25 protein-coding genes are annotated in these 20,446 nt (G+C 52.0%); 10 read left to right on the top strand and 15 right to left on the bottom strand.

The window, feature by feature from the left end; translation table 11 throughout:
• Positions 1–40 precede the first annotated feature (40 nt).
• Positions 41–1,429 (top strand): tRNA 5-hydroxyuridine modification protein YegQ, encoded by a 1,389-nt coding sequence (gene yegQ / locus ACMHXI_RS20775; RefSeq protein WP_025009443.1) that lies wholly within the window; start codon positions 41–43, stop codon positions 1,427–1,429.
• 129 nt (positions 1,430–1,558) lie between these two features.
• Here yegQ and ACMHXI_RS20770 read toward each other — a convergent pair whose 3' ends face one another.
• Both ACMHXI_RS20770 and ACMHXI_RS20765 read right to left on the bottom strand, forming a co-directional pair.
• Entirely contained in the window at positions 1,559–2,740 is a 1,182-nt protein-coding gene (locus ACMHXI_RS20770) for an MFS transporter (protein ID WP_413736012.1), read from the bottom strand.
• 85 nt (positions 2,741–2,825) lie between these two features.
• Positions 2,826–3,254: an SDR family oxidoreductase gene (locus ACMHXI_RS20765; RefSeq protein ID WP_222943368.1), complete on the bottom strand. Its 429-nt coding sequence runs from the start codon at positions 3,252–3,254 to the stop codon at positions 2,826–2,828.
• A 341-nt stretch (positions 3,255–3,595) separates the two neighbouring features.
• Here ACMHXI_RS20765 and ACMHXI_RS20760 point away from each other — a divergent pair, with 341 nt between their 5' ends.
• The 3 genes from ACMHXI_RS20760 (at position 3,596) to ACMHXI_RS20750 (ending at position 5,193) form a co-directional block, all read left to right on the top strand.
• Positions 3,596–4,534 (top strand): LysR family transcriptional regulator, encoded by a 939-nt coding sequence (locus ACMHXI_RS20760; RefSeq protein ID WP_413736010.1) that lies wholly within the window; start codon positions 3,596–3,598, stop codon positions 4,532–4,534.
• Positions 4,535–4,733: 199 nt separating this feature from the next.
• Complete coding sequence (locus ACMHXI_RS20755) at positions 4,734–4,985, top strand: YfhL family 4Fe-4S dicluster ferredoxin (protein ID WP_025009446.1); 252 nt, start codon at positions 4,734–4,736, stop codon at positions 4,983–4,985.
• Between the two features lie 7 nt (positions 4,986–4,992).
• The gene (locus ACMHXI_RS20750) at positions 4,993–5,193 is read left to right on the top strand and encodes a hypothetical protein (RefSeq protein WP_025009447.1); all 201 of its coding nucleotides are present in this window, start codon (positions 4,993–4,995) and stop codon (positions 5,191–5,193) included.
• A gap of 62 nt (positions 5,194–5,255) precedes the next feature.
• Here ACMHXI_RS20750 and ACMHXI_RS20745 read toward each other — a convergent pair whose 3' ends face one another.
• The gene (locus ACMHXI_RS20745; RefSeq protein WP_025009448.1) at positions 5,256–5,624 is read right to left on the bottom strand and encodes an acyl-CoA thioesterase; all 369 of its coding nucleotides are present in this window, start codon (positions 5,622–5,624) and stop codon (positions 5,256–5,258) included.
• Positions 5,625–5,796: 172 nt separating this feature from the next.
• Positions 5,797–6,807: a low-specificity L-threonine aldolase gene (gene ltaE / locus ACMHXI_RS20740; protein ID WP_117200443.1), complete on the bottom strand. Its 1,011-nt coding sequence runs from the start codon at positions 6,805–6,807 to the stop codon at positions 5,797–5,799.
• A gap of 362 nt (positions 6,808–7,169) precedes the next feature.
• Between ltaE and ACMHXI_RS20735 the strand changes: the two genes are divergently transcribed.
• Positions 7,170–7,811 (top strand): trimeric intracellular cation channel family protein, encoded by a 642-nt coding sequence (locus ACMHXI_RS20735; protein ID WP_025887582.1) that lies wholly within the window; start codon positions 7,170–7,172, stop codon positions 7,809–7,811.
• A 58-nt stretch (positions 7,812–7,869) separates the two neighbouring features.
• Here ACMHXI_RS20735 and tpx read toward each other — a convergent pair whose 3' ends face one another.
• From tpx to ACMHXI_RS20715, 4 genes are all read right to left on the bottom strand, one after another.
• The gene (gene tpx / locus ACMHXI_RS20730; protein ID WP_028779035.1) at positions 7,870–8,460 is read right to left on the bottom strand and encodes a thiol peroxidase; all 591 of its coding nucleotides are present in this window, start codon (positions 8,458–8,460) and stop codon (positions 7,870–7,872) included.
• A gap of 108 nt (positions 8,461–8,568) precedes the next feature.
• Positions 8,569–9,393 carry a mechanosensitive ion channel family protein gene (locus tag ACMHXI_RS20725; protein ID WP_025009451.1) on the bottom strand — a complete coding sequence of 275 codons (825 nt, stop codon included), beginning with the start codon at positions 9,391–9,393 and terminating at the stop codon, positions 8,569–8,571.
• A gap of 30 nt (positions 9,394–9,423) precedes the next feature.
• A complete protein-coding gene (locus ACMHXI_RS20720; RefSeq protein ID WP_117200442.1) occupies positions 9,424–9,999 on the bottom strand; it encodes an OmpA family protein in 576 nt (191 codons plus the stop codon).
• A gap of 213 nt (positions 10,000–10,212) precedes the next feature.
• Entirely contained in the window at positions 10,213–10,638 is a 426-nt protein-coding gene (locus ACMHXI_RS20715) for a PACE efflux transporter (RefSeq protein ID WP_117200441.1), read from the bottom strand.
• Positions 10,639–10,723: 85 nt separating this feature from the next.
• Between ACMHXI_RS20715 and ACMHXI_RS20710 the strand changes: the two genes are divergently transcribed.
• Complete coding sequence (locus ACMHXI_RS20710; RefSeq protein ID WP_117200440.1) at positions 10,724–11,608, top strand: LysR family transcriptional regulator; 885 nt, start codon at positions 10,724–10,726, stop codon at positions 11,606–11,608.
• A gap of 63 nt (positions 11,609–11,671) precedes the next feature.
• On the opposite strand, the gene ACMHXI_RS20705 is transcribed toward ACMHXI_RS20710, so the two are convergent.
• Positions 11,672–12,229 (bottom strand): DUF4136 domain-containing protein, encoded by a 558-nt coding sequence (locus tag ACMHXI_RS20705; RefSeq protein ID WP_025009455.1) that lies wholly within the window; start codon positions 12,227–12,229, stop codon positions 11,672–11,674.
• A gap of 178 nt (positions 12,230–12,407) precedes the next feature.
• Here ACMHXI_RS20705 and ACMHXI_RS20700 point away from each other — a divergent pair, with 178 nt between their 5' ends.
• The 4 genes from ACMHXI_RS20700 to ruvX all read left to right on the top strand — a co-directional run bounded on the left by ACMHXI_RS20700 (position 12,408) and on the right by ruvX (position 14,254).
• A complete protein-coding gene (locus ACMHXI_RS20700; RefSeq protein WP_025009456.1) occupies positions 12,408–12,722 on the top strand; it encodes a hypothetical protein in 315 nt (104 codons plus the stop codon).
• Between the two features lie 181 nt (positions 12,723–12,903).
• Positions 12,904–13,233, top strand: a complete 330-nt coding sequence (yciH, locus tag ACMHXI_RS20695; protein WP_101059075.1) for a stress response translation initiation inhibitor YciH — start codon at positions 12,904–12,906, stop codon at positions 13,231–13,233.
• 27 nt (positions 13,234–13,260) lie between these two features.
• A complete protein-coding gene (locus ACMHXI_RS20690) occupies positions 13,261–13,821 on the top strand; it encodes a YqgE/AlgH family protein (RefSeq protein WP_062793315.1) in 561 nt (186 codons plus the stop codon).
• A 13-nt stretch (positions 13,822–13,834) separates the two neighbouring features.
• Positions 13,835–14,254 carry a Holliday junction resolvase RuvX gene (gene ruvX, locus ACMHXI_RS20685; protein WP_025009458.1) on the top strand — a complete coding sequence of 140 codons (420 nt, stop codon included), beginning with the start codon at positions 13,835–13,837 and terminating at the stop codon, positions 14,252–14,254.
• A gap of 116 nt (positions 14,255–14,370) precedes the next feature.
• On the opposite strand, the gene ACMHXI_RS20680 is transcribed toward ruvX, so the two are convergent.
• The 6 genes from ACMHXI_RS20680 to ACMHXI_RS20655 all read right to left on the bottom strand — a co-directional run bounded on the left by ACMHXI_RS20680 (position 14,371) and on the right by ACMHXI_RS20655 (position 20,437).
• Positions 14,371–15,501: an aminotransferase class V-fold PLP-dependent enzyme gene (locus tag ACMHXI_RS20680; RefSeq protein WP_123115954.1), complete on the bottom strand. Its 1,131-nt coding sequence runs from the start codon at positions 15,499–15,501 to the stop codon at positions 14,371–14,373.
• Positions 15,502–15,511: 10 nt separating this feature from the next.
• Positions 15,512–16,246: a tryptophan 2,3-dioxygenase family protein gene (locus ACMHXI_RS20675; protein WP_071237900.1), complete on the bottom strand. Its 735-nt coding sequence runs from the start codon at positions 16,244–16,246 to the stop codon at positions 15,512–15,514.
• Positions 16,247–16,421: 175 nt separating this feature from the next.
• Positions 16,422–17,435 carry a ferrochelatase gene (hemH, locus tag ACMHXI_RS20670; RefSeq protein ID WP_025009459.1) on the bottom strand — a complete coding sequence of 338 codons (1,014 nt, stop codon included), beginning with the start codon at positions 17,433–17,435 and terminating at the stop codon, positions 16,422–16,424.
• 34 nt (positions 17,436–17,469) lie between these two features.
• Positions 17,470–18,051 carry a glutathione peroxidase gene (locus ACMHXI_RS20665; protein WP_096141504.1) on the bottom strand — a complete coding sequence of 194 codons (582 nt, stop codon included), beginning with the start codon at positions 18,049–18,051 and terminating at the stop codon, positions 17,470–17,472.
• A 39-nt stretch (positions 18,052–18,090) separates the two neighbouring features.
• Positions 18,091–19,200: a hypothetical protein gene (locus ACMHXI_RS20660; RefSeq protein WP_144166379.1), complete on the bottom strand. Its 1,110-nt coding sequence runs from the start codon at positions 19,198–19,200 to the stop codon at positions 18,091–18,093.
• Between the two features lie 124 nt (positions 19,201–19,324).
• Positions 19,325–20,437 carry a PilT/PilU family type 4a pilus ATPase gene (locus tag ACMHXI_RS20655; RefSeq protein WP_025887558.1) on the bottom strand — a complete coding sequence of 371 codons (1,113 nt, stop codon included), beginning with the start codon at positions 20,435–20,437 and terminating at the stop codon, positions 19,325–19,327.
• Positions 20,438–20,446: the final 9 nt, after the last annotated feature.

Raw genomic sequence — 20,446 nt, 5'->3', positions numbered from 1 at the left:
GTCGTGCAACCGCCGGACTGCCGTTAATTGAGAGTAAATTATGTTTAAACCAGAGCTTCTGTCTCCCGCCGGGACCCTGAAAAATATGCGTTATGCCTTTGCCTATGGTGCAGATGCCGTATATGCGGGCCAACCCAGATACAGCTTAAGGGTACGTAACAACGACTTTAAGATGGAAAACCTGGCTACGGGGATTCAGGAAGCCCATGCTCTGGGCAAGAAACTCTATGTGGTCAGCAATATCGCTCCCCACAATGCCAAGCTCAAGACCTATATCAAGGACATGGAGCCTGTGGTCGCCATGCAGCCGGATGCCCTTATCATGTCAGATCCCGGTCTTATCATGATGGTTCGTGAAGCCTTTCCCGAGCAGGTAGTGCACCTGTCGGTACAGGCCAACGCCATCAACTGGGCCTCGGTTAAATTCTGGCAGTCCCAGGGGATCAAGCGCGTGATCCTCTCCCGCGAGCTATCGCTGGATGAAATCGAAGAGATACGCCAGCGTTGTCCGGACATAGAGCTGGAAGTGTTTGTTCACGGCGCACTATGCATGGCCTATTCCGGCCGTTGCCTGTTGTCCGGCTATATCAATAAACGCGATCCCAACCAAGGCACCTGCACCAACGCCTGCCGCTGGAAGTATGATGCTCACGAGGCCAAGGAAAATGAAACCGGCGACATAGTCGCAGTCAACCCGGTGCAGATAGAGCAGCCGACTCTGGGCCAGGGCCCAAGCAGCGATCAGATTTTCCTGCTGCAAGAAGCCAACCGTCCCGGCGAATATATGCCGGCCTTTGAAGACGAGCACGGCACCTACATAATGAATTCCAAAGATCTGCGCGCCATTCAGCACGTAGAACGCCTGAGCCGTATCGGCGTGGATTCATTGAAGATTGAAGGCCGCACCAAGTCATTCTACTACGTGGCGCGCACGGCGCAGCTTTACCGTCAGGCCATAGATGATGCCGCAGCCGGAAAAGACTTCGACCGTAGCCTGATGAACCGCCTGGAAGGCTTGGCCCACAGAGGTTACACCGAAGGCTTCCTGCGCCGTCATGTTCACGATGAGTACCAGAACTATGAATACGGCCACTCTATCAGTGACAACCAGCAGTTTGTCGGTGAGTTTACCGGTCAGCGTAACGCCGAAGGTCTGGCCGAAATCGAAGTGAAGAACAAGTTTTTGCTGGGCGACAGCCTGGAGATGATGACGCCACAAGGCAACATCAACCTGACATTGGAAAGCCTGCAAAACCGTAAGGGTGAAGCCATTGAGGCCGGTTTAGGTTCGGGCCATACCGTCTATATGCCGGTACCGGCCGATTTGGAACTGGACTCAGCCATCTTGCTGCGTAACTTGCCGGAGGGGACGGACACCCGCAATCCCCATGCCGAAACAAAAGCCGAAACCAAAGCCGCAACAAAATAAACCAGGCTTGATTGAAAACAGAGAAAGGCTGCCTTGGCAGCCTTTTTTGTATACTTTTCGCACACACTCACATTGCAGAATACCACTGTGTTCTATATCGAATAATCTCCTGCTACGGGGCGAGGCTTATCAGGAGATCTCGGCAGCCGGTATACGGGCATTTTCACGGCGATTGGTCGCTGTGATAAACAGCAGGCCAATCACGGGAACCAAAATGGCAGCGAATGGGATCATATCGGCACCCACTTGGCTATCGAGCACCATGCCGCCGAGAAATCCGCCGAAGGCATTGGCCAAATTAAATGCCGAGATATTGGCGGTCGCCGCAAGCTCCTGACCATCGCCACCGTGATCCATGACCCTTAGCTGCATGGCGGGCACGTTGGCAAAAGAGGCGATACCGAAGATGAAAGTCGTCACGATAAACATCAGTTTGCTCTCAACCGTCAGGCCAACCAACAGCAGAGAAACTATCATCGCCAAGGTCCAGAACACAGATGCCTTATGCAGATCCTTGTCAGAGGAGCGCCCACCCAAGGTATTGCCCACAATCAAGCCGACACCCACCACAACCAGGATCCAGGTCACCGCGCTTTCACCAAAACCGGTAACATGCATGGCAATGGGAGCCAGATAGCCGTAGAGGGTCATGAATCCGGACCAGGCAAAGACGGTTATCGCCAGGCTGAGCAGCAGCATGGGATTTTTAAAAGCCGCCAGTTGCGCCCTGACATCTTTGGCCTGACCGCTGCCTGTGGACTGGATCACTGTCAGGATGAAAAACAAGGCAACCAGACCCAATGCGGCAACGGTCAGGAAAGTGGTATGCCAACCAAATTGCAAACCAATCCAGGTTCCTCCTGGGACGCCAAGCACATTGGCCAGAGTCAGGCCGGCGAACATTTGCCCCACGGCTCGGCCAGCCATTTTTTCGGATACCAGATTGGTGGCCACCACGGCCCCTATGCCGTAAAAAGGACCTTGCACCAGGCCGCTGACAATGCGGCTTATCATCAAGACTTGATAGTCAGGGGCAAATGCCGACAACAAGTTGCCGGCAATGAACAACACCATCAAACCGGCCAGAACTTTCTTTTTGTTGAAACGTGCCAGGTAGATGGTGAGTATCGGCCCACCAAATACTATGGCCAGGGCATAAGCACTGATGAGATAGCCCGCCTGCCCTTCGGTAATTGACAATGAAGCGGCCACCTGGGGAAGTATACCGGCGATAACAAACTCGGCTGTGCCTATGGCAAATGCTGCAAGTGTCAAGATCCAGACCTGCAGCGGCATTTTTTGCTTGTTCATAATGAAATTTCCTGAGCTTTGAACGATGTCGGCTTGGCGCAGACACCGCACTATTGTTGTTGGGAATCGCTTTGGTAAAAGACGCTTAGTTGAGCAGCGCCCCGCCGTCGACATCGATAACCACGCCCGTCATATAGGGGTTTTGCAGCAATAACAGGTAGGCCAGGGCGATATCTGCAGTCTGGCCAATCCTCTTTACCGGCAAGGCCGCTTCGGCGCGCTGATACATGGTGTTTCTGGCTTCGTCTGACATGCCATGGTGCGCTTGTGTGTCAGTTAACCCGGGACTGACGGCATTGACACGAATCGGAGCCAACTCCTTGGCAAGCACTCGGGTTACGGCTTCTAAAGCGGCATTGATTGCCGTTTTCACATAAGTCGCGGCAACCACTTTGCGTGCCAACATTCCGGAAGTCAGAGTGATGGAACCACCGTGTTTGATGTAACGTGCAGCCTGTTTGGCAGCATTTATTGCGCCCCAAGAAGGCGGCTTTGGCCTGAGCCAGCTCAACATCAACCACCCTGCCTGCCGGAGCGAAGGAACCTGCGGTAATGATCAGGTGATCGAAGGCACCTACTGATTCAAAGAAGTGATAAACAGATTGCTCATCGCTGATATCCAGCCCGGTTCTACGACTCGCAACATGAACCTGTGCTCCTTCGGCCTTCAATAGCCCTGCGAGTTCGGCGCCTATGCCGGATGTTCCGCCTATAACCACATAAATTTGGTTGTCTGTTTGCATTGTGTCTGTCTCCAATTACTAAGATGGAGCCAGTATATTTATTGGATAAATTTTGATAATTGGCTAGCATTTGAATTGATTATTCAGCTCAACCAAATAATAAGCGGGACAAGTGGACAAATTTGCAGACATGACCTTGTTTGTCAGTATCGTCAAGAATCAGGGCCTGGCCGCCGCCGGTCGGGAATTGGGCCTGTCGCCGGCGACAGTCACCGCCAGATTGCAATCCCTTGAGGAGCGCTATGGTGTCAAGCTGCTGAATCGCAGCACTCGTCATATCTCCCTCACAGATGCCGGCGCCCTCTATCACCAGGCCAGCCTTGAAATAATCAACAGTGTCAAAGAGACGGAAAACCTGTTGCAAAACGGTACCAAAGAAGTACGGGGGCCATTGAAAATCTCGGCGCCGCGGGACATAGGCAAACAATATGTGTCGCCGATACTGACGGCCTTTACTGAGCTTTACCCGGATGTCATCCCCTACCTCTATCTGAACGACAATCTCACCAACCTGGCCGAATCCGGATTGGATATAGTGATACGTTATGGTGAACTGGCCGACAGCAATCTGATTTCCCGCAAGCTGGCTTCCAGCAGAAGGGTTTTGTGCGCCTCGCCCGACTATCTGGCCAAAAAAGGCACACCCATTACGCCGCAGGATTTGGTCGGCCATGATTGCCTGGCCATGATCCGCAGTAATGAAGAGCTGAAAACCTGGCATTTTCAGGATGATGAAGGCTACAAGGCCATCACGGTTGTGCCCAAACGTTTCTCGGACGATGGTGAAGTGATCCGCCAGTGGGCGCTGCAAGGTGCCGGCATTGCCCTGAAATCAATTCTCGATGTACAGCAAGACATCAAGCAGCAACGTCTGGTTACTGTGCTGAATGGCTATATGAAAAACTTCAGTGCTTCCTCCTCGGCAACTGGGGCTGATTTGAATGTTATTTACTTGAGTCGACAATACCAACCCAAGCGCATTCGCCTGTTTGTGGATTTTTTGATTGAAAGATTTCGCACCCAAACCCAAGAAAGTTCGCTGTCGAATTGAGACTTCAGGCAGGCAAAGCCTAACACCAATCTTTGCTGTGCCGCCCGGCTCACACTAATAGTGTTGCTCACAGGCACAGGCCCTGTGATAAAATCTGTGCTATGACTTAGTTTGGGCTGCACCTGCTACTGTTTTGTGCGCCAAGCGTTGACCGAAAACCTGCAAGACAGGATAAGTAATTCCGAGGTAATACAAGGCAATGGCCTTAATCATTGATGACAGCTGCATTAACTGCGACATGTGTGAGCCCGAGTGTCCCAACCAAGCCATCACTATGGGTGAAGAGATCTATGAAATAGATCCGACGCGCTGCACCGAATGTGTTGGCCACTACGACAACCCAACCTGTGTTTCTGTCTGCCCTATAGACTGTATCGACAAGGATCCCGAACATCAGGAAACCCAAGACGAATTGCTGGTTAAATACGCTCAACTGACCGGCAAGCTATAAGGATAAAATGATGAAAACATTACTGCTTCTTGCTGCATTACTCAGTCTTGGCGCCTGTGCCGAGCTCAAGGAAACCGGCCGTACCATAGGCCATACCACCAGAGACGTGACCAAGGAGATAGGCCACACCACCCGGGATGTGACCCGTGAAATCGGCCACGCCTCCCGTGATGCCGCCAAATCGGTCAAGGAAGAATTGAAAGACTGAGCGCGCCAGCCAACCGGGCAAAGCTCAGCCTGGTTGGCAAGCGCATTCAAACATCAGAGTTATCAGGCGGCATTGGCCCGCATACCGTGAGGCACGGGCAAGCCGGCTTCATTCACATTGACGAAGACCATCTTGTCAATGCTGACAATAGGCGCCAAATTCAGTTTATTGCGCACTTCGCAGCGAATGGTGATGGAAGTATGCCCCAGGCTGATAAGCTCAAGGCCAAATTCAATCACATCCCCAAGCTTGGCCGGGGTCATAAAGTTGATTTCCGAGATAAGCTTGGTCACATGGCTGACACTCTTCATCTGGCATGCGGCGAAGATGGCCGCTTCCTCATCGATCCAGCTCATCAACTGTCCACCGAACAAGGCTCCCGCCGGGTTGAGATGTTCGTGTTTAACCAAACGCCGACTGTAGTATTTCATGTTTGCGTCCTCGCATTCGCCTGTGATTGGAATTCTCACTTGAACTAAAGCAAATTGGACGCCAAACATTCAATCAATATAATTCAATAAGTTACACCACACTTGTGTTCATAAATGCCATTGCGATGCACCAGGATCACTCCTGCTGCACCGTAATGGACCGTGCTCAAACCTAGCTGAGCACCCGCTTGAAGGCCTGCAGAGTCTTATCGATATCGGCAGCGCTGATATCTTTGTGAGTCACCAGGCGTAGTTGCCGAGCGCCGCTGATACGCACTCCTTCCTGCAACAAGCCTTTGACCAGAGCTTCAATATCCACTTCATCGGCCAAAGTGGCAAACACCATATTGGTTTGTACCTGGCTCATATCCAGTGCCAGCTCATCCAACTGACTCAAACCTTCGGCCAAAGCCTTGGCATTGGCGTGATCTTCCGCCAAACGCGCCACCTGCTCAGTCAAGGCCAACTCAGCTGCAGCTGCCAGGATCCCGGCCTGGCGCATCCCGCCACCCAGCATCTTCCGCCAGCGACGCGCCTTATGAATAAGCCGTTCATCCCCGAGTAATAAAGAGCCAACCGGCGCCGCCAACCCCTTGGAGAGACAGATGGATACCGAGTCGAAATATTGGGTTATATCGGCTATCTCCAGTCCTTGCGCCACGGCGGCATTGGCCACCCGGGCACCATCGAGATGGATTTTCAAACCGTGATTGAAGGCCAGCTGCTGCGCCCTGGCCAGATATTCCTGCGGCAATATCTTTCCACCTATGGTGTTTTCCAGGCTTAATAGACGAGTGCGGGCAAAGTGAAAATCATCGGGTTTGATGGCAGCACGAATATCTTCGAGCGCTATGCTACCGTCGGCCTGATTATTCAGTGGTTGAGGCTGAATACTGCCTAACACGGCCGCGCCACCGCCTTCAAACTTGTAATTGTGGGCTTGTTGGCCACACAGGTATTCATCGCCCCGCTCGCAGTGGGACATGAGTGCCAACAGGTTGGCCTGAGTGCCCGAGCTGGTAAACAAGGCACTGTCAAAGCCGAACATCTCGGCGGCCATGGCTTCCAGGCGGTTAACCGTCGGGTCATCTCCGTAGACGTCATCGCCTACCTGCGCGGCCGCCATGGCCTGGCGCATCGCGGCAGTAGGTTGGGTCACGGTATCGCTTCTGAAATCTATCATCTCTCCCCCATATCACATCCAGTTGCCCCGCATTAAGATACATGGGGCCAAAACACTCTAGCGCCGCTCGGCTTGACTGTACAGCACCAGGAGAGCAAAGCTAAATAACTGGACTTTTTACCAAATTGACACCCCCAAACAGCCCAAACAAAACGAGAGAAAGACAAGTGTACACATTAATCAGTAATCCTCATACCAGATAAAAAATAAAACCATTTAAAATCATAAAAATACACAAACAATGAACAACAAACAATAATCAACCATAAATAAAACTAATCCAAAAATTTAAATAAAATCACTGTTAAACTGCGGTATTTTCCGGCAGAATTCTGATCCTTTGTTATTTTGATGCGAATATTATGCAAGAAGCTCAGTTTATCGCCATACTTTGGCTGATTGGTGTACTGGCCGAAGCAATGACCGGCGCATTGGCGGCGGGTAAAAAACAGATGGATCTCTTTGGCGTGGTAATTGTGGGGTGCGCTACCGCCATAGGCGGCGGCACGCTCAGAGACATGCTATTGGGTAACTACCCGCTGATCTGGGTAGAAAACTGGCATTATCTGGTGGCTATCGGCTTTGCTTCACTGTTGACTGTGATAATTGCCCCTGTAATGCGTTACCTGTCAAAGCTGTTTCTGGCAATCGATGCCCTTGGCCTGGCTGTGTTTTCCATTGTCGGAGCCCAAAAGACCCTGCTGCTGGGTTTCAGTCCCGTAGTGGCTGTGGTAATGGGGGTGGTTACCGGGGTTTTCGGCGGTATTATTCGCGACATTCTCTGTAATCAGATGCCGCTGATCTTTCGCAAGGAGCTGTACGCAGTGATCTCCATCATCACTGCAGGGCTCTATGTATTTTTGTCGCAGTGGCAACTGGCCGAATGGATCAATCTCAGCCTGTGTCTCACTCTGGGTTTCAGTTTGCGGATGCTGGCCATCAAGTATCACTGGGCCATGCCAACCTTCGACTACCAAACCGGCTCAGATCCACATCTGGACTAAGTGAGCAGGTAGCCCTCTAAAACTGAAAACGCCGGCACACAAGCAGGCGTTTTCACATTCAGCCCTTGCTGATTTCGCTCAAGGCCTTGAGCGCCGCGTCGTAATCAGGATGGTGAGACACATCTGCCACCAGCTCACGGTACTTGAGCTGGCCATTGGCATCTATAATAAATATCGCTCTGGCCAGCAAGCCTCGGTTAGGGATCAACAAACCATATTTATTACCAAAATCACGCCAGACTGAGTCTGATAATACCTTGATTTTATCGACATTCTCCACCTTGCAGAAACGTTTCTGGGCAAAGGGTAAGTCCTCACTGACGGTCAACATGATCACTGAATCATCAAACTTGCTGAACTCCTTATTGAATCTCTTGGTCTGCAGGGCACAGACGCCGGTATCCAGACTGGGAACCGCGCTGATAAGTACAGTCTTACCCTTGAAGTCACTTAAAGTCACTGGGGCAAACTTGTCATCCACCACCTTAAACCCTGGTGCAAGCTGGTTAAGCTCGGGCAACCTACCCATCAAGGTGACACTCTGGCCGCCCATTTTGACTTCGGCTGCCACTTTCCCTTCTGTCGCCATAGCCGAGGCGCTCGCCAAGGCCAATACACACACGGCGCTCCACTTTGTCAGTTTCAACATAGTTTTCTCCATCAATTCTGGTTCAAATTCATCCTGGCTAATATAACCCATTGTCAGAATACAGGTAAAAAAAGACCGGCATCTGCCGGTCTTTGTCCAAAGCTGAACTTACTTGGAAGGCAGCTCTTTGACATGCAGATCCATCTGAGGATATGGAATGCCAATGCCGTTTTCGTCCAGAGACTGTTTAATCTGCTCCATCAGTTCGAAGTAGACCCCCCAGTAATCAGCGGACTTCACCCAAGGGCGAACCACATAGTTAACCGAAGAGTCAGCCAGTGTGTGCAGACCCACAGTATAGCCAGGCTCTTTCAGCACTTTCTCGTGGTTATCGAGAATGCTTGTCAGTATTTGCTTGGTATGACGGATATCGGCATCGTAAGAAACCCCAATCACCAGATCGATACGGCGCTTGTCCATAGCAGAATAGTTGGTGATGCTACCATTCATGATAGTGGAGTTGGGCACTATGATGACCTTGTTGTCCGGCGTTTTCAGACGGGTAGAGAAGATGGTGATTTCATCTACAGTACCGGCAACACCTGCGGCTTCAACATAGTCACCCACACGACAAGGGCGGAACAGTACCATCAAGACACCGGCGGCAAAGTTGGACAGTGAGCCCTGCAGCGCCAAGCCCACAGCCAAACCAGCGGCACCGAGAACTGCAACCAGAGAGGCAGTCTGAATGCCTAGCTGCCCCAAGGTAGCGATAACGGTAAATACAAACACCACGGCCCAAGCCATGTTGGCGACGAAGGAAACCACTGTCTGATCTATCTTGCGCTTGCCCAACATTTTAGCCGTGACTTTCTTGGCCACATTGGACAGATACTTACCGACAAAGAAAATGACAATGGCAAGCAGTATCTTGATGCCATAGGCCGCGATTAACTCGGGCGCTTGTTTGAACAGCCCTTCGAGATTTTCCATTGAAATACTCCCTTAAAAACCTTATTTAACTTACTTTTTTAAATCGACCACAAACTCAACCCTACGGTTAAGGCTGCGACCCGAGACACTGGTATTATCGGCGGCAGGCTGCTTACTGCCATATCCGCGGGTACTGAATTGCGCCCCCGGAAAACCATAATCTTCAATCAGTACCATTTTGGCACTTTCGGCCCTGGCTTCAGACAAAGGTTGATTTATGGCATCTGAACCGCTGATGTCGGCATGTCCTTCAATGCACAAGTTTACCTTATATTGATGAAGAAAAGCTTTCATTCTGGCAAGTTGCGGCCACTGAGCCAGGGGGATCTGCGCCGAACCCAAGTCAAAATACAGCCTTACTGGGTTGGCTGTACCGCATTTTGGGGGATAGACACCACCTGACGTTGTCGGTAAACAGATATCTGTCAGGGAGACGGCCTTGTCCAAGACACAACCATTGGCGCTCACAGCTACCTGTGCCGGGGTATCGGGACAGGCATCTTTAGCGTCAGGGACACCATCACCGTCTGAATCTTCCCAGGCAAGTACAGCGCTGCTCAGCAACAGCAGAGGAATAAACCCCGCCAAGCCCAAATAACGGTTCACTCAGGCCTCCCTAACTATCAATCCTTCATCTGTATAGATGAGTTCCAGGCAGAACACAATCCGCCGCCGGTTCACTTGGCTTTAGTGCGCCAAGTCACAGGTCACCGGCTAACGCATTGTATAATCGTCTGTAATTTTAGCCAAGATAAACCAGTATCTGCGGTAAAGAGTCGCTACTACAGCAGAAACCTCCTACATATAGTTGCCTTTTTATTAAACACCTTGCTGATATGGGCCGACATACTTGAGCCGTAAACTGTCATAGAACCAGTTAAACAAAGGGTTGTAGCAAAAGAAGAACACCAGAATACCGGCCTCGATAAAGAAAGCGTTGAGCAAGCTGGTTTCCAGCGCCCAAGCAATAGCGGGAACCGTCACCAGAATGAGTCCGCCTTCAAACCCCAGGGTATGCAATAACCTGAGCCCAATACCACGGGCATCACGGTTATTGCCATAAAGCCGGTCAAACCCCAGGTTGTACAAGTAGTTCCACACAATGGCACACAAACTTAAGAAAACACTCACGCCTGCCATGGTGCCCACTGCGCTGCCTGTGGCCCAGGAGGCAACCGGGATTAATAGAATAAGGGCTATGGCTTCGAATAGCAGCGCCTGAAAAATACGTTCTTGAATAGTCATGCTTATTTCCATTCTGATTAACAGGCCGCGGATTATCATCTATCATCAAGATACCTAAAAGTTAGATACCATCACCAATAGTGATATGTTAACCACAGAACAATTAGAAGCTTTTGTCGCCAGTGTCGAGACGGGCTCCTTTTCAGCCGCCGCCAGACAACTGGGTAAAGTGCAATCCGGTATTAGCCAGCAGATAATGAATCTGGAGCTGGATACCGGGCTACAACTCTTTGACCGCAGCGGTCGTTATCCCCAACTGACCGCGGCTGGGCATCACCTGTTGCCCTACGCCAAAGCCGTGTTGGCTCAGCACCGCAGATTGGCTCAACAGGTATCCGGTTTAGGCAGTGACACATCAATGGAAGTGATTCTGGCGGTTGATGAAGGGATCCCCTACAACCGCCTCGGCGATCTGCTCAGACAACTGGAACAGGAGTTTCCGCAAATTTGCCTGAGTTTGCTGTGCGCCTCGAGCAAAGATGTGATTGCTCTGGTCAAGGAAGGCAAAGCCACTTTGGGCCTGCTGTTCAGTGAACCGGTTTACCCCGAAACTCTGGACTTTGAAACCATAGGCACTGTGACTTTTGAGTTACTGGTCAGCCCCAAACACCCCTTGGCCGAGATACGTGCCATGCATACGGATATTCTCAAACTGCACAGACAACTGGTCATAGGCAGCAAATACTCGAGTAATTTCTGGTTCGATCAGGTGCACTCGCCGGATGTTTGGTTTGCCGACAACTATTACGTCCTGTTGGAGCTGGCCAAACAAGGGTTTGGTTGGGCACTGCTGCCAAAGCCTTTGGCTCAGGAAGCAATGAGTAAGGGGGAATTACAGGCCGTAAAGCTGGATTTTGAAGTAGGTGGCTGGCAAGCCAATGTGGATGTACTCCAGTCATCGGCCAGTCAGGTCTCCAGAGTCAATGTCAGAATGCGGCAACTACTGCGTGAACTGCTTAAAAAACAATAAAGCGGCTTTATGCCGCTTTATTCCAATGTTGAATTCCCACATTGTGCCCGTGTGGATCAGAGGTTATTTTTCCACCTTGGGCGGGAAGTTGCTCATTACACTGGCTACCGCCTCGTTAACCTTGGCAATTCGCTTTTGCGGAGTATCGCTATCGCGAATAGTGTCAGCCACTGAGCCACGCCAGATGAGCTTGCCGGACTTGGCGTCGACCAGATCCACAATCAAGGTACCGACTTCATATTCGCGTACTGTGGTTTGGGTCTGCATATTGCCGCCCCAGCCCCAGCCCGGCCCCCAATATGGGTTGTAACCATAGTTGGTGTTGAAAGTGTCGACATTGATTTTCTTGTCTACCTTGGTCAGATAATTAACCAGGATATCGGCGTTTTCCTTGGTAGCAATCTGCAGGCCCTTTTGTGCCAACTGCCGATCCAAGGCATCACGTACTCGCTGATCCATCAAACCATCCAGATGATAGCTGGTGTCTTCGGATTGCTTTTCCACCCAGGCATAACTCTTGTACTGGCTGAAGTTCACACCCGGGTCATAATCCCAGCCAGTATTCAGTGTACTGCAAGCACTTAGCATCAGTGCCATTGCGGCTGTTATCAGATACTTCATCGAAATTTCCTCGTTTACCCAGGCCAGGAAACGGCCATAAAAACCCATGAAATCAGCTTACATTTCAATCTTCTGCTCTACAACCGAATTTAACAAAATTTAGTTTACCGATTCAGCTTGACTTCAGTATAGCACCAAATGATAATGATTATCATGTAGATTAAATGGTGAATGACTCATGCTTTGGTATCTCGCATTCTTTATTATTGCCAGTGGCGTTTTGCTGACTCGAAATTCTCTGCTGCAACAGGCGCAGGAACTGGCCGGAATAGGCAGCATCAATCAAGCCAGGCGTTTGCTTATCCTGCCGCTGCTCATTCTCGGTTGGCTCGGTGCCAGATTGGTCGAGCAACAGATTTCACCTTTTGATCTGGCCGCTTTCGGCTTCGTCCTGACGACACTGACACTACTGGTGCCCAAGCTAAGAATACTGATGCTGCCCTGCGCCTTTTTATCTGTGGTGGCAGTGCTTGGCGGAATACTGCTTTCCTGACATCTTCTTGTGATTGCCGGCGTCCAAGCCGGTGGCTGATATTGTTCCCTGCACAATTTCAGTTTTTTACCAGCCACCTTAATGGTGGCTTTTTTTTGATTTCAGCGGCTTGGAGCAAGCCATTGGGCGCTTAGGTTAAATCTGCTAGACTGCGCCCATAAGCCATAGATCAGCATCAACAATGAAAACAGATCCCAATGTCAGTTTGGTATACAGTACCGACAAAGGCCGTATTAGCCAGCCCAAGGAACAAGCCACAGTCCCGACATCCGATGGTATAGTCCGGATCCACAAGGACAGCAAAGGCCGCAAAGGCAAAGGTGTTTCAGTAATCAAGGGGCTGGGACTGGACGCCAAGGCGCTGAAAGAACTGGCACAAAAACTCAAGAAGCAATGCGGTTGCGGCGGCACGGTAAAAGCGTTCGACATCGAGATCCAGACCGACAATCGTGAGCAAATCCAGGGCCTGCTGGAGAAGCTGGGCTACAAGGTGAAGCTGGCCGGCGGCTGACAGGCAACAAGTACCAGGAGCAGTATGATGGACAGTTTGCAAAATCATTTTCTTATCGCCATGCCTTCGCTCGATGATACTTTCTTCGAGCGTTCGCTCATCTATGTGTGCGAGCACGACAGCAAGGGTGCCATGGGACTCATGGTCAATCGTCCCATAGGCATTGAGGTTGATGAGTTACTGCTGCAGATGGAGCTGGCAGAAGAGGTATCTCTCAAGCCTTCAATAGACAACAGCGTACTGGTAGGCGGTCCGGTGAACCCGGAGCGGGGCTTTGTACTGCACAGCAGTCAACCCTATTGGGCCAACAGCACTGCCATCAATGACGAGATTATGCTGACCAGCTCACGGGATATTCTCACCTCTCTTGGCACCTCAAAGGCGCCGGAGCATTTTCTGGTGGCGCTGGGATACGCTGGTTGGAGCCGCCACCAGCTGGAGCAGGAACTGGCGGAAAACAGCTGGCTGACCATTCCCGCCACACCCGAGATACTGTTCAATACTCCCCATGAGCATCGCTGGCTCAAGGCCACCCAATCACTGGGATTCGATATCTGGCAAATGTCCAGCCAGATGGGACACGCTTGATTACAGAGGCAAAATGACTGCAAAAACCGTACTGGGCTTCGATTTCGGCACTAAGAGCATAGGCATAGCCATAGGTCAGCAGTTGACCGGCAGTGCCAGCCCACTGACATCCATCAAGGCAGTGGATGGTATTCCCGATTGGCAGCAGATAGCGGCTTTAATCGAAGAGTGGCAACCGGATCTCGTGGTGGTGGGACTGCCACTCAATATGGATGGCACAGAGCAGGAGATGACCCAGAGAGCCCGTAAGTTTGCCAACCGTATTGCCGGGCGTTTCGGTGTCAAGGTAGCCACCCAGGATGAACGCCTGACCACGGCCGATGCCAAGGCCAGATTATTTGAACTCGGTGGCTTCAAGGCGCTGACCAAGGGCCAGATCGATGCCGTCTCTGCTGTGCTGATCATCGAAAGCTATTTCGAGAACCAGTACTGAAACTTCAGCGGCTTAAAGACTCCCGGGGAGTTCAAGCCGCAGCTGGTCCAATCTTATTTCGGCTTCCTCAGGAATGAGTCCCATCTGGATCGGCCCTAGACCCTGCCCCCAAGCGATCAGGGCCTTTTGCCAGCCAACTGTCTGAGCCCCTGCAGCAAAACCTCCATATCCTCACCATCGGTATAGATATGCGGCGAAAAGCGAAAGCCAAATCTTGGGCGCAAGTCTGTCTTGATCCCCAATCTGTTGAACACTTGCTGCGCCGCCTGCCTATCGGCGAAATCGAGTACCACAGTGCCACTGCGCTCGCCGCTGATATTGGGCGTTACCACCTTGAGTTCATGACTCAGGGCACAATCCAGGATCCCCTGCCCCAGGCGCTGATTGTGTTGATAAATTTGACTATCGCCGAAAGCGCGCAGCTGCTGCAGTGACGCCGCTGCCAGCATGTAAGGCAATACGGAAGGCGTGCCCCCCCAAAACCTTTTTGCTCCCTTGGCATAGCGAAAATCATGGATATCGAACTCAAACGGCGCCTCATGGGAGAACCATCCCAGATCCACAGGCTCCAGCGTCTGGGCCAACCTATCGCTGAGCCATAAAAAGGCCGCCCCCGGGCCAGCACAACACCATTTAACGCAGGAACCCAAGACAGCATCAGCCTGCCACTGCCCCAAATCTATCGGTATGACTCCGAGAGACTGGGCAATGTCCACCACAGTCATTACTCCTAAGCTTCGGGCCAGAGCGCAAATTTCACTCACAGACTGCAACTGACCGGTTTCGGAAATGGCATGGGTGATAAAGGCCAGCGCCACATCCTCTCCCAAGGCCTGTTGCCACTGACTCAAAGACACCAGCCCGGCTTGCGGCTCAAGCAGCTGCAGGCGGTAGCCCTTCTTCTCGGCCTGTTGCAGTACAAACCCCATGGAGGGGAAATCCAGTTCAGTGGCCAAGATCCGCTGACCGGGCTTGGCATTCGGCAGGGCGCCGACCAGCTTGGATAAAGCCGAAGAGAGATTCAGCTGCGGGCAAAAGCCACTGGTGGGAACTCGGGTCAAAGCCGCAAGTTGCTGCAAAAACTGCTCAACCCCCTCGAGCCACACAGGCCAGGCGTCACCGCCTTGATGCTTCCAGGCGCCGAGAAACTCGCTGGCCGCAGCTTCGCAGCCCTTTGGCATGGCGCCCACTGAGTGGGACAAAAAATAGTGCCCTTCGGGCAGATGAAAACGCGATTTCAACGACATTCCAGGCTCCTCAGTCGGCAATCGAGTCGCGTTTGACACCGTAAACACCGCCCCAGATATCTGTCATCTGACCGCGAATTTGCCACAGTTTAGGGAAAAACTGCATCTTCATACCTGAGTTAAGGATTTCAGTGCTGCGCCCCTTCAGCGACATGCTGTCTATGCCTATGCTTCTGTGGATGAGTTTGATGTGATGGTAACGGAAGTGCTGAAACAGCTGGTCGTACTCTATCATGGCCTCGGCCACCATATAGCTTTCATCATGACGGTATTCACTGTTGTATATCTGCTCGACCGTCAGCCCCTTTTGCTCAAGGTAGACTCGCTCAAAGGTGAGCCACAGCGGCTTATAAAGCTGCAACAGGGTTCTGAATCCCGGTGATTCCTGACCGCTGCCGTTGCCCAGTTGCAGTCGAATGGCCTGATAATCCTTGATAGACATAGTGTCGAGAATACTCAGTTGCTCGATAAGAAACCCCATCGCCTTATGTACCCTGGCAAACAGGGTCAACACCTTGAAGGTCTCCCCTGCGGCCATACGCTCATCAATCTCCAGCAGGGTGTAGCAGATGAGCTTCATCCACAACTCCTCCGACTGATGCACTATTTGAAACTGCAGCTCATCGGCGTTACACAGCTGCTCATAGGGCTTCTGACAGCTGAGCAATTTGGGAGTATTGAGGTACTTTTCATAATCCAGTCGACCCTCTCCGGCCATGCTGGCATATATCTGCTCGCGATCCATGATGCCTTATCCTTATTCTTGTGTTGTTAACCATAAATTAACATTCAACTTGCCAAGCTAAGGCATAGCGTGGCAGGCAACAAGGGCAGCGAAGCGATCCGCAAAGAACAGCAGTGTCAAATATTGTTGGCAGGGCTGCCGGACTGCAGCCCTGATTAGGGGGGAGGAAGAATGCTTACAGATAGGGACGAACCAACTCCGCCATCATCTCTATATGGCGCGGTCTGTCGTTGAGCGCCGCTATATAGCGGAATGACTTACCACCGGCCTGTTCGAAAAACTCACGGTTCTGCCCGGCAATCTCCTCCAGAGTTTCCAGGCAGTCGGCGCTGAATGCAGGACAGGCAACGGCTACATCTGTGATCCCCTGCTTTGGCAGAGCCATCATGGTTTCATCCGTGTAAGGGCCCAGCCATTTGGCCTTGCCGAAACGGGACTGGAAGCTACTGATCACATCATCCTCTGCCAGCCCAAGACGCTCGACCAACAATCTTGAGGTCTTGATACAGAAGCAGTAGTAAGGGTCGCCCAGCTTGAGATTCCGCTCCGGCATACCATGGTACGACAGCACCAATTTCTGCGGTTTGCCGTGTTGGGCAAAGTCTACTTCGATGGACTCGGCCAGCGCCTCGATAAACAGCGGATTATCGTGGTAGGTATGGATAAAGTGCAGCGACGGCAGGTAACGCCATTGAGTCAACTCTTTGGCTATGGCATCAAATGCAGAGCCCGTGGTAGGGCCGGCATATTGAGGATAGAGCGGCAGCACAACCAGTTTATCGACCCCTTGATTGTGCAGGCGTTTGAGCACATCGCCCACCGCCGGGTTGCCGTAACGCATCGCCAAGGCAACTTCGGCTTCAACGCCTTCGGCCTTGAGTTTTTCTGCCAAGGCCTGGGTCTGGCGCTCACTGATATCCATCAGTGGCGAGCCCTTATCAGTCCACACCTCACGGTAAAGGGCCGCCGATTTGGCCGGCCTGACCCTGAGAATAATGCCATGGAGAATAAGCTTCCACAGCGCCTTGGGGATCTCCACCACCCTGGGATCGGAGAGAAATTCGGCCAGATAACGCCGCACCGCCGCGGGTGTCGGTGCGTCCGGCGTCCCCAGATTCAACAGCAATATCCCGGTTTTACCACGCCCGGCGTGGCCCTTGTCTTTATCAAGACCGATAAACTTAGCCAAAATCACCTCAGATAGAAAACGAATAAGTCAGATATTAAAGCACAGATTCAATCGCTTTGATCAATTCATCACTATCGGGTTTGACTCTGGAGTTAAAGCTCTGCACCTGTTTACCGTCGCCACTGACTAGGTACTTGTAGAAGTTCCACTTGGGCGCGCCGGCCTGCTGCCCCAGATAGGCAAATACCGGGTTCACATCACTGCCACGAACCGCAGAGGTAGCCACCATGGTAAAGGTCACGCCATAGTTGATGTAGCACACCTTGGCGGTATCCTTCTCTTGGTTTTCTTCCTGGAAGAAGTCATCGGATGGGAAACCTATCACCACCAGCCCGCGCTCGCGGTAGTCCTTATGCAGGGCTTCAAGCGCTTTGAATTGAGGCGTAAAACCACAATTGCTGGCGGTATTGACCAGAAGCACAGGTTTACCTTGGGTGAGTTCACATAGGTCGACAGACTCCTGGGAATGGAGCTTTCTCAACTTGATATTGAGGTAATCGGGGCACTGACCGGCAAAAGCCGCCGTGGGCGCTAAAGCCAATGCTGTAAAAGCCAGCCTCTTCAATGCAGGCCCGGTTAAATTCAATCTTGCCAAGGGCTTGAACACCTTCACCATAACACCTCCATTTGTTTTTATTCTTACCAGCTTCAGCCGTTAAAAGTAGAAGCCAACATTGATATTCAGCCTTGAATGCCAGCTGCTGTCGCCTTCGGCAATACCTATGCCGGGGCCGTTGACAAACCACATGTTTTTACCGGCGATCCAGTCCACGTAGGAGTAAAACTTACCGGCGCTGATGGCGCATCCTGTGACATTCTGCACCGAATCATCCAACCCGGTACCCGAGGCAAATACCTGGCTGTAGTCGTTATAACAGTTGAGCTGAGTGATAGGGCCCCAATCAACATCTATGGTGCGCGAAAGGTTAAATGTGAGCACATCGGCCTCGGCCGCTATCTCAAACGGGTAGGCAAAGGCCGACAGTGCCAAACGCTCGCCTGGCATGTCATAGTCATAATGCAGATACTGCACCTGAGTCTGCCAGGCGTGCCAATCCATTTGCCAATGGGCTGCTACCGCCAAGCCATCTGTGTCTTCACCGGCAACGGCGCCGGCCATTGGCTTGTAGTCCAAACGGCTATATTGCACAGAAGCGCCCAGTTTATGGGCAAACTCGCCATACTTCAGGCTGCGCTCGACTCTGGCGTTAAACTGCCCTGCCTCTTCATAGGGGGCGTTTTCTGTGGTGGCGACATCGAAGGAATAGCGCTTGAAGCGGCTACCGTCGCCATATTCATCATTGGCAAACCAGGCGAGATCGTAGCGCCAGCCGTCCTTGTTGTACTGCCAGTGAACACCGGCATCATAGTCGTCTTCAAAGCCGAGATAATAAGTCGCGCCGAACCAGAAGGAATGAGCCGCATAGGGCAGCAAACCGAAAGGCACCTGGGTGACCCCGAGGCGAATGTCCGAGTTTTCTGAAAAGCGATAGCCAAAGAAGGCATGCTGGATCACATCCTGATCCTGATACCAGCGGTACTGAGCCGACGCGAACAGTTCTCCGTTATCGTATTTGACATCGGCGCGAAACAGCTCGAACTCCAACTTGGCATCGTCATCATAGTCTTTCCAGCCATAGTTGACTCGTACCGCCCCGCCGATATCCAGCTCGTCGGAAACCGGCACGGCCGCGGCCGGCAGAGTGAAACAACCGGCCAGAGCCAGACCCAAAGCTGAAAATAAAGTGGTTTGCTGCAATTGCATTCCCCTTCCATCCTTTTCACAAAACAGGCGCAACACAATAACAAAAAGATAGCTCTTTTTCGAACAATCCACTCAATACAAACAAAAAAGGCGTCATTCCGACGCCTTTTGCAGTGCTTTCCCACTAATCCATATCCAGGGTAACTCCCTCCATGAAACCTGAATTGCCGGTGTCATTGCTGTGGAGTTTAATCATGAGTCGCAGGTCGTTAGGTGAGTCGGCATGATGCAGTGCATCGGCGTAGCTGATCTCTCCTTCACAGTAGAGCTTGAACAGCGCCTGGTCGAAGGTTTGCATCCCCTGCTCGTTGGACTTGGCCATGGTGTCCTTGAGCACGTGCAGCTCGTTCTTTTGAATAAGACTGGCCACCCTGGGGGTGTTGATCAGCACTTCGATGGCGGCGCGCCGGCCGCTGCCGTCCACCTTGGGCACCAACTGCTGGGCCACAATACCGCGCAAGTTAAGCGACAGGTCAAATAGCAGTTGTTGGTGCTTACTCTCTGGCACCAGGTGCATGATGCGATCCAGCGCCTGGTTGGCGTTGTTGGCGTGCAGGGTTGCCATACACAAGTGGCCGGTTTCGGCGAACGACAGGGCAAACTCCATGGTTTCCTGGGTACGGATCTCACCGATAAGGATAACGTCCGGCGCCTGGCGCAATGAGCTCTTGAGTGCCGCATCAAACGACTCGGTATCTATACCCACTTCCCGCTGGGTGATAATGCTCTTGCCGTGTTGGTGAACAAATTCCACCGGATCTTCGATGGTGAGTATGTGTCCCCTGGCATTAGCATTACGGTAACCGATAAGTGCCGCCAGCGAGGTGGACTTACCCGTACCGGTTCCCCCTACCATGATCACCAATCCGCGCTTGCTCATTACCAAGTCTTTGAGAATGGGCGGCAGGTACAGCTGCTCCACAGTAGGGATCTTGGTTTCGATGCGCCGCATCACGCAGCCCGCCGACTCCCGTTGCCAGAAGGCACTGACCCGGAAACGCCCCAGCTCTTTGGCGCCCACGGCAAAGTTACATTCGCGGGTCTCGTGAAACTCCTTTTTCTGCTCCGGTGTCATCAAAGACTCAACAAACTCCAGCGACTGCGCCGGGGTAAAGGCGTTTTCCGCCAGCGGTCTGAGTTCACCGTCCACCTTGGCACTGGGAGGAAAGGCCGCGGTAATAAAGAGATCCGAGGCCTTGCGATCCACCATAGCCTTGAGAAAAGGTCTGACTTCCATGGGAACTCC

The sequence above is a fragment of the Shewanella sp. BJSY2023SW005 genome, assembly GCF_047314585.1.
Taxonomy (GTDB): domain Bacteria; phylum Pseudomonadota; class Gammaproteobacteria; order Enterobacterales; family Shewanellaceae; genus Shewanella; species Shewanella algae.
This window is presented reverse-complemented; position numbering and strand designations above follow the sequence as displayed.

Coding starts and splice junctions, on each gene's coding strand:
- yegQ (WP_025009443.1), top strand. CDS start 41: ATGTTTAAACCAGAGCTTCTGTCTCCCGCCGGGACCCTGAAAAATATG.
- ACMHXI_RS20770 (WP_413736012.1), bottom strand. CDS start 2,740: ATGAACAAGCAAAAAATGCCGCTGCAGGTCTGGATCTTGACACTTGCA.
- ACMHXI_RS20765 (WP_222943368.1), bottom strand. CDS start 3,254: ATGTTGAGCTGGCTCAGGCCAAAGCCGCCTTCTTGGGGCGCAATAAAT.
- ACMHXI_RS20755 (WP_025009446.1), top strand. CDS start 4,734: ATGGCCTTAATCATTGATGACAGCTGCATTAACTGCGACATGTGTGAG.
- ACMHXI_RS20750 (WP_025009447.1), top strand. CDS start 4,993: ATGATGAAAACATTACTGCTTCTTGCTGCATTACTCAGTCTTGGCGCC.
- ACMHXI_RS20745 (WP_025009448.1), bottom strand. CDS start 5,624: ATGAAATACTACAGTCGGCGTTTGGTTAAACACGAACATCTCAACCCG.
- ltaE (WP_117200443.1), bottom strand. CDS start 6,807: ATGATAGATTTCAGAAGCGATACCGTGACCCAACCTACTGCCGCGATG.
- ACMHXI_RS20735 (WP_025887582.1), top strand. CDS start 7,170: ATGCAAGAAGCTCAGTTTATCGCCATACTTTGGCTGATTGGTGTACTG.
- tpx (WP_028779035.1), bottom strand. CDS start 8,460: ATGTTGAAACTGACAAAGTGGAGCGCCGTGTGTGTATTGGCCTTGGCG.
- ACMHXI_RS20725 (WP_025009451.1), bottom strand. CDS start 9,393: ATGGAAAATCTCGAAGGGCTGTTCAAACAAGCGCCCGAGTTAATCGCG.
- ACMHXI_RS20715 (WP_117200441.1), bottom strand. CDS start 10,638: ATGACTATTCAAGAACGTATTTTTCAGGCGCTGCTATTCGAAGCCATA.
- ACMHXI_RS20710 (WP_117200440.1), top strand. CDS start 10,724: ATGTTAACCACAGAACAATTAGAAGCTTTTGTCGCCAGTGTCGAGACG.
- ACMHXI_RS20705 (WP_025009455.1), bottom strand. CDS start 12,229: ATGAAGTATCTGATAACAGCCGCAATGGCACTGATGCTAAGTGCTTGC.
- ACMHXI_RS20700 (WP_025009456.1), top strand. CDS start 12,408: ATGCTTTGGTATCTCGCATTCTTTATTATTGCCAGTGGCGTTTTGCTG.
- yciH (WP_101059075.1), top strand. CDS start 12,904: ATGAAAACAGATCCCAATGTCAGTTTGGTATACAGTACCGACAAAGGC.
- ACMHXI_RS20690 (WP_062793315.1), top strand. CDS start 13,261: ATGGACAGTTTGCAAAATCATTTTCTTATCGCCATGCCTTCGCTCGAT.
- ruvX (WP_025009458.1), top strand. CDS start 13,835: ATGACTGCAAAAACCGTACTGGGCTTCGATTTCGGCACTAAGAGCATA.
- ACMHXI_RS20680 (WP_123115954.1), bottom strand. CDS start 15,501: ATGTCGTTGAAATCGCGTTTTCATCTGCCCGAAGGGCACTATTTTTTG.
- ACMHXI_RS20675 (WP_071237900.1), bottom strand. CDS start 16,246: ATGGATCGCGAGCAGATATATGCCAGCATGGCCGGAGAGGGTCGACTG.
- ACMHXI_RS20665 (WP_096141504.1), bottom strand. CDS start 18,051: ATGGTGAAGGTGTTCAAGCCCTTGGCAAGATTGAATTTAACCGGGCCT.
- ACMHXI_RS20660 (WP_144166379.1), bottom strand. CDS start 19,200: ATGCAATTGCAGCAAACCACTTTATTTTCAGCTTTGGGTCTGGCTCTG.
- ACMHXI_RS20655 (WP_025887558.1), bottom strand. CDS start 20,437: ATGGAAGTCAGACCTTTTCTCAAGGCTATGGTGGATCGCAAGGCCTCG.